Consider the following 13,045-nt stretch of genomic DNA (forward strand, 5'->3'; position numbering starts at 1 on the left):
TTCCTCACAAAAAATTCGGCTGCACCCGACCAAAAGTGTGGTAGCCCTTCGGGCAGGCCATACGGAGATGACACAAGCAAGAAGCCCGGGTTGGGTTGTGCCGCGCGGCGGCCAAGAGGGGCGCGCTGCGCGCGCCGAAGAGCACGCGCAGCGCGTCGGTTCGCCGGATGTGGGCGGCGGGCCGGGCAGGGGTGGGTGGGCGTGCCGGGGGGCGGGTCGAGGGGGCGGGTCGAGGGGTGGGTCGAGGGGTGGGTCGGAGGGCGTTCGGCGGGTGGTTCAAGATCAGGTGTGTGGCGGGTCTGGTCGGGTGTCCGTGTGGTCGCGAGGCTGCTACCTGCCGGTTCCCGTCCCGCGCGTGCCCGGCGGCGTGAGTCGGATCACCCCATCGGCGCTGATCTTTGCGAGTGCCCGCGAAATAAGCAACACTGGTGTTGTGAAAAACGTCGGGATCGACCAGACCGCTGTGCCCGCCGGGCACGACGGCCGGACCCGGCACGCCGTCGCACGCCTGCTGCTGGAGCAGGGACCGATCACCGCGGCCTCGGTCGCGGAGCAGCTCGGTCTCAGCCCCACGGCGGTGCGCAGGCACATCGACGCGCTGGTCGCGGACGGTGAGGCGGTCAGCAGGGAGGCCCCGCGCCGGGGTCAGCGCGGTCGGGGGCGCCCCGCCAAGCTGTTCCTGCTCACCGAGCAGGGGCGGGCCCGGTTCGGGCACGCCTACGACGACCTCGCCGTCGCGGCGCTCCGGTTCCTCGCCGAACAGGGCGGGGAGGAGGCGGTACGAGCCTTCGCGCGGCGGCGGGTGTCCGCACTCGTCGACCAGCACCGGGCCGCCATCGTGGCCCAGCCCGACTCCGCCGAGCGGGCCAAGGCCCTGGCGGTGGCGTTGACCAGGGAGGGCTACGCTGCCTCGGCGCGGCACGTCGGCACCGGTGAGCAGCTCTGCCAGCACCTGTGCCCGGTCGCGCACGTGGCCGCCGAGTTCCCGCAGCTGTGCGAGACCGAGACGGCGGCGTTCGCCGACCTCCTCGGCACCCACGTGCAGCGCCTGGCGACGATCGCGCGCGGCGACGCCGTGTGCACGACGCACATCCCGAACAACACACCCCGCACAACCGTCGGCGAAGCCGACAACCGAGCTTCAGATGGAGGGGAGCCCGCATGACTGCCGCTGCCGAGCAGCGCACCACCACAGCCCCGCTCAGCCAGGAGGAGACCCTGGCGAGCATCGGCAACTACGAGTTCGGCTGGGCCGACTCGGACGTGGCAGGCGCGAGCGCTCGCCGGGGCCTGAACGAGGACGTCGTTCGGGACATCTCGGCGAAGAAGAACGAGCCCGAGTGGATGCTGGACTTCCGGCTGAAGGCGCTGCGCCTGTTCGACCGCAAGCCCATGCCGACCTGGGGCTCCGACCTCTCCGGCATCGACTTCGACAACATCAAGTACTTCGTGCGCTCGACCGAGAAGCAGGCGGCGAGCTGGGAAGACCTGCCCGACGACATCAAGAACACCTACGACAAGCTGGGCATCCCGGAGGCGGAGAAGCAGCGCCTCGTGGCCGGTGTCGCCGCCCAGTACGAGTCCGAGGTCGTCTACCACAAGATCCGCGAGGACCTTGAGGAGCAGGGCGTCATCTTCCTGGACACCGACACGGGCCTGCGCGAGCACCCGGAGCTGTTCAAGGAGTACTTCGGCTCGGTCATCCCGTCGGGTGACAACAAGTTCTCCGCGCTGAACTCGGCCGTGTGGTCGGGCGGCTCGTTCATCTACGTGCCGAAGGGCGTGCACGTGGAGATCCCGCTCCAGGCCTACTTCCGGATCAACACCGAGAACATGGGCCAGTTCGAGCGGACCCTGATCATCGTCGACGAGGGCGCGTACGTGCACTACGTCGAGGGCTGCACCGCCCCGATCTACTCCTCGGACTCGCTGCACTCCGCCGTCGTGGAGATCATCGTCAAGAAGGGTGGTCGCTGCCGCTACACGACCATCCAGAACTGGTCGAACAACGTCTACAACCTGGTCACCAAGCGCGCGAAGGCCGAAGAGGGCGCGACCATGGAGTGGATCGACGGCAACATCGGCTCCAAGGTCACCATGAAGTACCCGGCCGTGTTCCTGATGGGCGAGCACGCCAAGGGCGAGGTCCTCTCGATCGCGTTCGCGGGCGAGGGCCAGCACCAGGACGCCGGCGCGAAGATGGTCCACATGGCGCCGCACACCTCTTCCACGATCGTGTCGAAGTCGGTGGCGCGCGGCGGTGGCCGCACCTCCTACCGCGGCCTGGTCCAGGTCAACAAGCGGGCGCACCACTCGAAGTCCACGGTCAAGTGCGACGCGCTGCTGGTGGACAACATCAGCCGCTCCGACACCTACCCCTACGTCGACGTCCGCGAGGACGACGTGTCGATGGGCCACGAGGCGACCGTCTCGAAGGTGTCCGAGGACCAGCTGTTCTACCTGATGTCGCGCGGCCTGAACGAGGACGAGGCCATGGCGATGATCGTGCGCGGGTTCGTCGAGCCCATCGCGCGCGAGCTGCCCATGGAGTACGCCCTCGAACTGAACCGCCTGATCGAGCTGCAGATGGAAGGGGCCGTCGGCTGACATGGCCGTCACCACTCAAGACCAGCAACACGGCCTGACGGCCCACTCCCACGGCGGTGCTCCCTCTTCTGGGGTGGCCCCCGTGTCCTCGCGCGCGGACCACTTCACGTCCTTCGACGTGAACGCGTTCGAGGTCCCCGGCGGTCGGGAGGAGATCTGGCGCTTCACCCCCATGAAGCGCCTGGCGAACCTGCACAACGGCGCCGCGCGGACCGCGGACGCCAAGGTCGAGGTGAACGCGGCCGAGGGTGTCCGGGTCGAGACCGTCGCCAAGGGCGACGAGCGGCTCGGCGTCGCCGGCACCCCCGGCGACCGGATCGCGGCGCAGGCGTGGACCTCGTTCACCGAGGCCACCGTCGTCACGCTGCCCGGCGACACCAAGGTCGGCCCGACCACCGTCACGGTGACCGGCCCCGGCAAGGGCGAGGTCGCCTACGGCCACCTGCAGGTCAAGGCCGAGCGGTTCGCGCAGGCCGTCGTGGTGCTCGACCACCGCGGCTCCGGCGCGTACGCCGACAACGTGGAGTTCGTGGTCGAGGACGGCGCGCACCTGACCGTGGTCGCCATCCAGGACTGGTCCGACGACGCGGTGCACGTGTCCTCGCACCACGCCAAGCTGGGCCGCGACGCCACGCTCAAGCACACCGTCGTCACCCTGGGCGGCGACCTGGTGCGGCTGACCCCCGTGGTCACCTACACCGGCCGCGGCGGCGACGCCGAGCTGCTCGGCCTGTACTTCGCCGACGCCGGCCAGCACCTGGAGCACCGCACCTTCGTCGACCACGCGGTGTCCAACTGCCGCAGCAACGTGGTCTACAAGGGCGCGCTGCAGGGCGACGACGCGCACACGGTGTGGATCGGCGACGTGCTGATCCGCGCGGCGGCCGAGGGCACCGAGACCTTCGAGCTCAACCGCAACCTGGTGCTCACCGACGGCGCGCGCGCCGACTCGGTGCCGAACCTGGAGATCGAGACCGGCGAGATCGAGGGCGCGGGCCACGCCTCCGCCACCGGCCGGTTCGACGACGAGCAGCTGTTCTACCTCCAGGCGCGGGGCATCCCCGAGGAGCAGGCCCGCCGCCTGGTCGTGCGCGGCTTCTTCCACGAGATCCTGCTCAAGATCGACGTCCCCGAGGTGCGCGAGCGCCTGGAGGCCGCGATCGAGGCGGAACTCGAAGCGGTGGGGGCGTGATCCGGGTGTGCTCGCTGTCCGACCTCGACGACCGCAAGCCGGTCGGCTTCGAGGTCGGCGCCGAGTACACCCCGGTCGTCCTGGTCCGCGACGGCGACACCGTCCACGCGCTGCACGACCTGTGCTCGCACGCGGCGATCGCGCTGTCGGAGGGCGAGGTGACCCGCAAGGGCGTCGAGTGCTTCCTCCACGGGTCGTGCTTCGACCTGCGGACCGGGCAGCCGTCCTCCCCGCCCGCCACCGACCCGGTCGACGTCTTCGCCGTCGACATCCGTGACGGCGACGTCTACGTCGACGTCACCGTCACCCTGAACTGACTGCCACACCAGGAGAAACCGAACACCAATGGCCACTCTGGAGATCAAGGACCTGCACGTCTCGGTCAACACCGACGAGACGGCCAAGGAGATCCTCAAGGGCGTCGACCTGACCATCAAGTCCGGTGAGACGCACGCGATCATGGGTCCGAACGGCTCGGGCAAGTCCACCCTGTCCTACGCCATCGCCGGTCACCCCAAGTACGAGGTGACCTCGGGCAGCGTCCTGCTCGACGGCGAGGACGTGCTGGAGATGAGCGTCGACGAGCGCGCCCGCGCGGGCCTGTTCCTCGCCATGCAGTACCCGGTCGAGGTGCCCGGCGTGTCGATGTCGAACTTCCTGCGCACCGCCGCCACCGCCGTGCGCGGCGAGGCCCCGAACCTGCGGCACTGGGTGAAGGAGGTCAAGGGCGCGATGGCCGACCTGGACATCGACCCCGCCTTCGCCGAGCGCTCGGTCAACGAGGGCTTCTCCGGCGGTGAGAAGAAGCGCCACGAGATCCTCCAGCTGGGCCTGCTCAAGCCGAAGATCGCGATCCTGGACGAGACCGACTCCGGCCTGGACGTCGACGCGCTGCGCGTGGTGTCCGAGGGCGTCAACCGGTACAAGGCCTCCGGCGAGGCCGGCGTCATGCTGATCACGCACTACACCCGCATCCTCAAGTACATCCAGCCCGACTTCGTGCACGTGTTCGCGAACGGCCGGATCGTCGAGTCCGGTGGCCGCGAGCTGGCCGACCAGCTGGAGGCCGAGGGCTACGTGAAGTACACCGGGAAGCAGGAAGCCGCGAGCATCGGCTGACGTTGCACGTCCTGTGACCCCGAAGAACCGAGAGGAGGCGTCGGAGCTGTGACCACCACCGCTGCTCCGCTTGACGTCGCTACCGTGCGCGCGGACTTCCCGATCCTGGGCCGCACCGTGCGGGAAGGCAAGCGGCTGGTCTACCTGGACTCCGGCGCCACCTCGCAGCGGCCGAGGCAGGTCCTCGACGCCGAGCGCGCCTTCCTGGAGATCGCCAACGCCGCCGTGCACCGCGGCGCGCACCAGTTGGCCGAGGAGGCGACCGACGCCTACGAGGGCGCGCGGGCGAAGATCGCCGCGTTCGTGGGCGCCGACTTCGGCGAGATCGTGTTCACCAAGAACGCCACCGAGGGCGTGAACCTCGTGGCGTACGCGATGGGCAACGCGGCCACCAGCGGCCCGGAGGCCGAGCGGTTCACGCTCGGCCCCGGCGACGAGATCGTGGTGACCGAGATGGAGCACCACGCGAACCTCGTGCCGTGGCAGCAGCTCGCGGAGCGCACCGGCGCCACGCTGCGCTGGTTCGGCGTCACCGACGAGGGCCGGCTCGACCTGTCCGACGTGGACGAGCTGATCACCCCGCGCACGAAGGTGGTGGCGTTCACCCACCAGTCCAACGTGCTCGGCACGGTCAACCCGGTGAAGTCCATCGTGGACAAGGCCGCCGCCGTCGGCGCGCTCACCGTCCTGGACGCGTGCCAGTCCGTGCCGCACTCCGCGGTGGACTTCCACGACCTGGGCGTCGACTTCGCCGTGTTCTCCGGCCACAAGATGCTGGGCCCGTCGGGCATCGGCGTCCTGTACGGCAAGCGCGCCCTGCTCGAAGCGCTGCCGCCGTTCCTCACCGGCGGCTCGATGATCGAGATGGTGCAGATGGCGCGATCGACGTTCGCGCCGCCGCCGCAGCGGTTCGAGGCCGGTTCGCCCATGACGTCCCAGGCCGTGGGTCTGGGCGCGGCGGTGGACTACCTGTCCGCGATCGGCATGGACCGCGTCGCCGCCCACGAGCACATGCTCACCGAAGCGGCGCTCAAGGGCCTCGCCGAGATCCCGGGCGTCCGCGTCGTCGGCCCGCTCGACACGCACGACCGCGGCGGCGCCGTGTCGTTCGTGGTCGAGGGCGTCCACGCGCACGACGCCGGCCAGGTCCTCGACAGCCTCGGCATCGAGGTCCGCGTCGGCCACCACTGCGCGTGGCCGTTGCACCGCAGGATGGACGCCGCCGCCACCGTGCGCGCGAGCTTCTACGTCTACAACACCTTGGACGAGGTCCAAGCACTCCTGGACGGCGTGCGCGAGACCCAGAAGTTCTTCGGGGTGGCGTGATGCAGCTCCAGCAGATGTACCAGGAGATCATCCTGGACCACTACAAGAACCCCCACGGACGGGGCCTGCGCGACCCGTTCGACGCGGAGTCCCACCAGATCAACCCGACGTGCGGCGACGAGGTGACGTTGCGCGTCAAGCTCGACGGCGAGACCGTCGCGGACGTCTCCTACGACGGCCAGGGCTGCTCGATCAGCCAGGCGTCCACCTCGGTGCTCACCGACCTGGTGGTCGGCAAGCCGATCGACGAGGCGTTCCGGAAGATGGACGCGTTCGTGGAGCTGATGCAGGGCCGGGGCCAGGTCGAGCCGGACGAGGACGTCCTGGAGGACGGCATCGCGTTCGCCGGCGTGGCGAAGTACCCGGCGCGCGTGAAGTGCGCCCTGCTCGGCTGGATGGCTTTCAAGGACGCGGTGTCCCGCAGCGAAGGAGCGAAGGCGTGACTTCCCAGGAAGAGGACGTCGTCCGCGGCGTGGAGGGCATGCCCGAACCCCCCGCGCCCAAGGCGGACAAGGCCAACCTCGACGACGTCGAGGAGGCCATGCGCGACGTGGTCGATCCCGAACTGGGCATCAACGTGGTGGACCTGGGCCTGGTCTACGACATCCGCGTGGACGACGACAACGTGGCCCTGATCGACATGACGCTGACCTCGGCGGCCTGCCCGCTGACCGACGTCATCGAGGACCAGACCCGCGGCGCGCTGTGCGGCGGCCCGGGCGGCGGCATCGTGAGCGACTTCCGCATCAACTGGGTGTGGATGCCGCCGTGGGGCCCCGAGAAGATCACCGACGACGGCCGCGAGCAGCTGCGCGCCCTCGGCTTCACGGTCTGACACCCGAGAACGGCCACCGGCGCCGCGCCGGTGGCCGTTCCGCACGTCCTCACCGGGCGTAGACCCGCTCCACGAACTCCGCGATCTGGTCCTCGGTCAGGTGCCGGGCGATGTCCGCCTCCGACACCATGCCGACCAGCCGGTGCTCCTCGATCACCGGCATCCGCCGGATCTGGTTCTCCTCCATCTGCCGCAGCACGTGCGAGATGTCGTCGTCCGCGTTCACCCAGTGCAGGTGACCGGACATCTCCCCGGCCTTCATCTCCGCGCAGGACCGGCCCTCGGCCACGCACCGGACCACGATGTCGCGGTCGGTGATGATGCCGTGCAGCTTGTCGTCCCGCCCGCAGATCGGCAGGGAACCGACGTTCAGGTCCCGCATCATCCGGGCGGCGTCGAGCAGACTCTGGTCCTCCTTGATGCACTGGACACCGGCGTTCATGATCTCCCGTGCGGTGGTCATGCCGAACCTCCTTGTTCGCTCGCCACCACCCAGCATGCGCCGTCGCCGGCCCACCGGCATCTCGACGGGGCTAGGTCTGAGCGACCAGGAGGTCCACGACGTCGGACAGCGAACCCCGCCGCGCGAACGCCCGCCGCTGCCGCGCCGCACCCCCGCCGTCGGCCAACAGCCGCCCCACGCCGTCGACCACCAGTTCCTCGTCACCGCAGTCCCGCAGGGCCGGCCGCACCCACTCCACCAGCGCCCGCACCCGGTCCTCCGCCGCCACCAACCGCCCGGTGCGCGGCTCGACCGCCGCGCCCTCCACGCCGTCCCGCGCGGCCCGCCACAACGCCGTGCGCAACCCGAGGTCCGACACCGCGGGAGCGGGCGCGCCCGCCAGGGCCGTCGCCGCCAACGCCCGCACCAGCGCGGCGATCAGCACCGCCTCCTCGACCGTCCCCGCCACGTCGCACACCCGCAGCTCCACGGTCGGGTGATTCGCCGACAGCCGGACGTCCCAGTAGACCATCCCCTGGTCCAGCGCCGCGCCCGAGCTGCGCAGCGTCTCCGTCCGCACGTGGTAGTCGTCCGCGGAGGCGAACCACGGGGGAGCGCCCGCCGACGGCCACGGGCTCCACGACACGTACCGCCAGCTCGCGTACCCGCTGTCCCGCCCCTCGGAGAACGGCGAGTTCGCGCTGAGCGCCAGCAGCACCGGCAGCCACGGCCGCAGGTGGTTGGAGATCAGCACCCCGGTCTCCTCGTCGGGGATCCCGACGTGCACGTGGCACCCGCAGATGGTCAACCCGTCGATCAGCGACCCGTACTGCCGCGCGATGTCCCGGTACCGCGGCCGGTCGGTCAACGGCGGTGGGCGCGAACCGCCCAGCACCGGCGTCCCCGACGCCACGATCCGCGCCCCGTGGTCCCGCGCCAACCCGCGCAACGCCTGGCGGGCCAGCGCCAGCTGCTCCCGCACCTCGCCCATCGTCCGGCACACGGCGGTGGCGCTCTCCACCTGGAACCGGGTCATCTCCGCCTGCAGGTCCAGCTCGCCGTCGGCGTCGCCGAGCACCGCCCCCGCCAGCGGCACCAGGTCCCCGGTGACCGCGTCCACCAGCAGGAACTCTTCCTCGACCCCGATCGAGAGCGCCCCGGAGGACCCGGCTCCCGGACGCGGCGGTGCGACGACCTCGACCTCGCTCACCCGGAGCCTCCCTGCGGTGCGTAGTCACCCTGATGCTATGAGTGATCAGCACGGGCGCACAGGCATCGTTGCGGTGAACTTCGAAATACCCCCGCCCAGCCCGCCGCCGGATGCGAGTCAGCCTGCCGCCAGGTGCGGCCCGCCGCGCAGCACGTCCACGTGGTCGCTGTTCGGCCGGCCCAGCACCCAACTGTTGCCCCGCAACGACTTCGCGTGCTCCTTCAACGGCGCCAGCAGCCGCGACACCTCGCGGTAGGACCCCACCGAACCGGCCGCGCACACCAGCGTCGCCAACGACAGCGTCACCGCGTGCCCCTCCGCGTCGAACGGGTGGTCCAGCACGCCCGCCGCGTACGGCACGACCTCGTTCAACCCGGCCACCACGAGGAAGTCGTCCCCGCCGACGTGCCCGACCTGCACGCCCGGGAACGCCGTCGCGTGCTCCGACAGCACCCGGCCCAGCGCGCGGATCAGGTCGTCCCCGGCCGCGAACCCGACGCTGTCGTTGACCCGCTTGAACGAGTCCACGTCCAGCCACCCCACGGCGAAGATGTCGCCGCCCAGGATGCGCCGGTCCACCTCGCGCGCGATGGCGTCGCTGCCCGGCAACCGCGTCAACGGGTTCAGCGCCGCCGCCTGCTCCACCTTCAACTCCGCCACGCCGCGCACCACGTCCGCGACGCGCACCACACCGAGGCACTTGTCGTCGTCGTCCACGACCACCAGGTCGTCGTTGGTGCGCTCCCGGCCGGTGTTGGCCACGATGTCCAGCATCTCCAGCGCCGAGGACTCCGCGCCGATCACCCGCGGCTTGTCCGCCAGCCGCGCCGCCTCGCGCTTGGCGTGCAGGGCGTGCCCGAACGGCCCGGTCACCGCGAGCAGGAACCGGTTGCGGTCCACCGTCCAGCACGGCCGGCCCTCGTCGTCCACCAGCACCACGCCGCTGACCGCCGGCTGGCTGGCCAGCACGTCGCGCACCTCCTCCGACGTCGCCGACTCCGGCAGCGTCGTGGCCGGGTGCAGGAAGTCGGTGACCTTCGGGCCGGACTTGCGGCGCAGCGGCGCGGTCATCGTCTTGGCCACGGCCTCGGGGTCGTTGATCTCGCTGAGCACCGCCGAGATCGTCGCGGTCACCTTCGGCCGGCGCTGCGCCTCGGCCAGCAGGTTGCCCTGCGCCAGCCGCACGCCCAGCCTGCGCAGCGCGGCCAGTTGCGCCTCGGTCTCCACGCCCTCGGCGACCACCAGCGACCCGGTCGCCTCGCACAGGTGCTGCAAGCCCTGCACCAGCGCGAACCGCACCGGGTCCTCCAGGGCCTGCACGACCTCGCGGTCCAGCTTCACCACGTCCGGGCGCACCTCGGCCAGCAGCGAGAGCGGCGAGTCGCCCTCGCCCACGCCGTCCAGACCGATCTTGAACCCGTCCGCGCGCAGCCGCTCCAGGCCCTTGACCAGGCGGGGGCGCGGCGCGCGCGTGTAGGGGGTGCCGACCTCGACGACCAGGGTGGCCGGGTCGCGCCCGGTGTCGCGCAGCGCCGCGTACAGCGGGGCGAGGTGCTCGGGCTTGTCCGCGAGGGTCATCGCGAGCAGGTTGACGTGCAGCGGCAGGGTGAAGTCGTGGTCGGCGGCGTGGCGCACCGCTCGACAGGCCAACGCCACGTCGGTGTTGGCCAGGTACCCCGCGCGGAAGGCCATGCGGAGCAGATCCTGCACGCTGCCGTCGTGCGGGCGAGCCAGTGCCTCGACCGCGACGACACCCCCGGTGTTGAGGTTGAACAGCGGCTGGAAGGCGAAGCGAACGTCATCCAGCAATGCGGGCACGGCACAGATCGTGCCTGGTCGATCTTGTGTTGCCCAGACCGTTAACCAGGAGTTCGCACACCTTTGGCCCGTTGCAGGGGAAATGCCAGCCGGGCGCGCAACCGCCACGGCGCCGCGCGGAACAGGTCGGCCATCGCCTGGACGGTCCCGCCCAGGTCAGCCGGGTCGCCGAGGTACTTCCGTTGCCGATTCTCCGGCAATTGGAAAAAGTGGTCGAAGAATTCCGGAACCTCGTCGGGCCGCATCCGCAGCAACGCTTCGAGACCGAACATGCGCAACCCGTGAACGACCCGCGCCCGCCGCGACCACAGCACGGACTCCACCGAACGCCGGTCCGCCAACGCCCGCGCGACCACGGGCGCGAGGCGCAACGCCGTCGCCACGCTGTACCCGGTGGCCGGGTGCACCAGCCCGCCCGCCGCGCCGAACGCCCCCGGCCGCGGCACGCCGTCCAACGGGATCCGCACCCGCTCCTCCCGCTCCGGCACCTCCAGACCGCGCACGGCCAACCGCGAGCGCAGCCTGCGCCGCAGCTCGGTCAGCGGCAGACCGGGCCGCCGCGCCAACGACGTCTCCTCCACCAGCACCTCGTCCGCCGACACCGGCACCACGTAGAGGAACGAGGGATCGGACGTCCCGGCGTCCGGTGGCTTGCGCCAATCCATCACCACGGCCTCGTCCCCGTCGAGGAACCCGTCCCGCGGCACCACCACCCCCACCGCGTGCTGCGCCGCTCCGCCGCTCTCCCGCGTGCCCGACGCGTCGACCACCCGCCGCGCCCGCAGCACCCGGCCGTCCGCGAGCCGGACCGCCGTCGGCGACCGCGCGACCACCGTCCCCCGCACCACCCGCACGGCCTCGGGCAGCGCCCGCAACCGCTCGTTGTCCAGCACCGCGTACCCACGCGCGATCCGGTGCTCCCGCACCGCCCACACCCGCGACCACTGCGTCACCACCGCCACCGGCGCGCCCTCGGGCAGCTCGTCCAGCCACGCCCCGTACGTCGCCCGCCACGGCCGGTCCGGGCGGGGGTCCACCAGCGAGGTCGCCAACCCCGCCGCCGCGCACGCCGACGCCAACGCCCGCCCGGCCGGACCGCCGCCGACCACCAGCACGTCCACCTACCGGGCGTCCCGCGACTCCGGGGGACGGCTGTCGCCGGCCACCAGCGGCTCGTACTGCGCCACCACGTCGGCCAGCCGCGCGCACGTCCGCTCGATCGCCCGCCGCGCCGCGTTCCGCTCCGCGATCACCGCGCTCAGCACCAACGTCGTCAACGCCACCGTCCCGTTGAAGGCCTGCAACGTGACCATCTTGTCCACCAGGTCGAAGTCGCCGCTGAACACCCCGGTGCCCTCCGCCGCCCCGCGCGCCGCGACCACCGCCGTGACGAACGAGCACGGAGCCGACCCGATGTGCTGGAAGCGCAGCGCCGCCCAGATGAGGAACGGGAAGACGATGAACGTCATGCGCAACGGCACCGAGGTGATGAGCACCGTCACCGCGGCCGTGGCGACCAGCAGCCCGGCCAGCTCCGCCCACCGGTAGACGGTGGTCGGCCACTCGGTCCGGTTGCGCAGGGCCAGCACGATCGGGACCACGACCAGCACGCCCATCGCGTCACCGGTCCACCACACCGACCACGTCGACCAGAAGTGCGACCCGTCCACCACGCCGTTGATGACCAGCGCGCCCGTGCCGACGGTGGCGCTCACCGCCATCCCGCCGAACGCGCCGAGGAACACCAGCGCCAGCGCGTCCCGGATGCGGTCCACCTCCAGCCGGAACCCGGTGTGCTTGAGCAGCAGGAAGGCGACCACCGGCCCGAGGGTGTTGCCCGCGCTGATCACGAACGCCGGACCGCTGTCGCCCAGCGTCGCGTTGACGACGAACGCCGCCATCGCGATGCCCGGCCACATCCGCACGCCACCCAGCAGCAGGGCCAGCAGCGCGATCCCCGTCGGCGGCCACAGCGGGGTCACCTGGTCGTTGACCAACGCCTGGAGCAATCCGAGCCGCGCGCCCGCGTAGTAACAGGAGGCCACCACCAGCAGGCGGAGCCCGTACCTGCCCCACGGGCGGAGTCGAGGGGAGAGGAGCACCCGGACAGCATCCTCCGCTCCCGGCCCGCGCACCACGTCTAGCTGCGGTTTCGCCCGGACCGACCCCCCGATTTTGTTCGCGCACGACACTCGTGTAAGTTTCTCTCTGCCAGCGCGGAACGGGCCGGGAAAACCGGAACGGAGCGCCGGACACAAGCCCCGGAGAAAGTCACTCGGATCGAGTGGGTTACGATGGTGAGCGCGTGCTCTTTGAGAACTCAACAGCGTGCCGAATAGCCAGTAAATTTATGAACCTCGTCAAGAGGTTTCCTTTGAGATTGACTGGACAACTGGCAATGAACGCGGACCATATTCCGGTCTGTGTGTCAGTGTTGTTCGAGCGATCAAACACAATCCTTATTGGAGAGTTTGATCCTGGCTCAGGACGAACGCT

The 13,045-nt window shown here is 70.7% G+C and carries 13 protein-coding genes; 8 read left to right on the forward strand and 5 right to left on the reverse strand.

Annotated features, from left to right (window positions below; genetic code table 11):
- Window positions 1–433 precede the first annotated feature (433 nt).
- Genes AB0A74_RS40865 through AB0A74_RS40900 form a run of 8 tightly spaced genes read left to right on the forward strand, consistent with a single transcriptional unit; the run spans window position 434 to window position 7,079 of the window.
- Complete coding sequence (locus AB0A74_RS40865; RefSeq protein WP_358258343.1) at window positions 434–1,165, forward strand: metalloregulator ArsR/SmtB family transcription factor; 732 nt, start codon at window positions 434–436, stop codon at window positions 1,163–1,165.
- A complete protein-coding gene (sufB, locus tag AB0A74_RS40870) occupies window positions 1,162–2,607 on the forward strand; it encodes a Fe-S cluster assembly protein SufB (RefSeq protein WP_121228059.1) in 1,446 nt (481 codons plus the stop codon). The genes AB0A74_RS40865 and sufB overlap by 4 nt, the downstream gene beginning before the upstream one ends.
- Window position 2,608: 1 nt before the next feature.
- Window positions 2,609–3,799 (forward strand): Fe-S cluster assembly protein SufD, encoded by a 1,191-nt coding sequence (gene sufD, locus AB0A74_RS40875; protein WP_358258345.1) that lies wholly within the window; start codon window positions 2,609–2,611, stop codon window positions 3,797–3,799.
- A complete protein-coding gene (locus AB0A74_RS40880; RefSeq protein ID WP_343935226.1) occupies window positions 3,796–4,116 on the forward strand; it encodes a non-heme iron oxygenase ferredoxin subunit in 321 nt (106 codons plus the stop codon). The genes sufD and AB0A74_RS40880 overlap by 4 nt, the downstream gene beginning before the upstream one ends.
- 28 nt (window positions 4,117–4,144) lie before the next feature.
- Window positions 4,145–4,918: a Fe-S cluster assembly ATPase SufC gene (gene sufC / locus AB0A74_RS40885; protein ID WP_358258347.1), complete on the forward strand. Its 774-nt coding sequence runs from the start codon at window positions 4,145–4,147 to the stop codon at window positions 4,916–4,918.
- Window positions 4,919–4,966: 48 nt separating this feature from the next.
- Window positions 4,967–6,244: a cysteine desulfurase gene (locus AB0A74_RS40890; RefSeq protein WP_358258349.1), complete on the forward strand. Its 1,278-nt coding sequence runs from the start codon at window positions 4,967–4,969 to the stop codon at window positions 6,242–6,244.
- Entirely contained in the window at window positions 6,244–6,687 is a 444-nt protein-coding gene (sufU, locus tag AB0A74_RS40895; protein WP_358258351.1) for a Fe-S cluster assembly sulfur transfer protein SufU, read from the forward strand. Before AB0A74_RS40890 ends, sufU begins: the two co-directional genes overlap by 1 nt.
- Before the next feature lie 38 nt (window positions 6,688–6,725).
- Window positions 6,726–7,079 carry a metal-sulfur cluster assembly factor gene (locus tag AB0A74_RS40900; RefSeq protein WP_358258363.1) on the forward strand — a complete coding sequence of 118 codons (354 nt, stop codon included), beginning with the start codon at window positions 6,726–6,728 and terminating at the stop codon, window positions 7,077–7,079.
- A gap of 49 nt (window positions 7,080–7,128) precedes the next feature.
- Here the strand turns inward: AB0A74_RS40900 and AB0A74_RS40905 are convergent, their stop codons facing one another.
- From AB0A74_RS40905 to AB0A74_RS40925, 5 genes are all read right to left on the reverse strand, one after another.
- On the reverse strand, window positions 7,129–7,542 hold the full coding sequence (locus AB0A74_RS40905; protein ID WP_358258353.1) for a CBS domain-containing protein: 414 nt from the start codon (window positions 7,540–7,542) through the stop codon (window positions 7,129–7,131).
- 70 nt (window positions 7,543–7,612) lie between these two features.
- Complete coding sequence (locus AB0A74_RS40910; RefSeq protein WP_358258355.1) at window positions 7,613–8,731, reverse strand: glutamate--cysteine ligase; 1,119 nt, start codon at window positions 8,729–8,731, stop codon at window positions 7,613–7,615.
- A 117-nt stretch (window positions 8,732–8,848) separates the two neighbouring features.
- Window positions 8,849–10,549, reverse strand: coding sequence for a GGDEF domain-containing protein (locus AB0A74_RS40915; RefSeq protein ID WP_358258357.1), 1,701 nt, complete (start codon window positions 10,547–10,549; stop codon window positions 8,849–8,851).
- A gap of 41 nt (window positions 10,550–10,590) precedes the next feature.
- A complete protein-coding gene (locus AB0A74_RS40920) occupies window positions 10,591–11,670 on the reverse strand; it encodes a lycopene cyclase family protein (protein WP_358258359.1) in 1,080 nt (359 codons plus the stop codon).
- Window positions 11,671–12,651: an MASE1 domain-containing protein gene (locus tag AB0A74_RS40925; protein ID WP_358258361.1), complete on the reverse strand. Its 981-nt coding sequence runs from the start codon at window positions 12,649–12,651 to the stop codon at window positions 11,671–11,673.
- Window positions 12,652–13,045: the final 394 nt, after the last annotated feature.

Source organism: Saccharothrix sp. NPDC042600, from assembly GCF_040647305.1.
Taxonomy (GTDB): domain Bacteria; phylum Actinomycetota; class Actinomycetes; order Mycobacteriales; family Pseudonocardiaceae; genus Actinosynnema; species Actinosynnema mutabilis.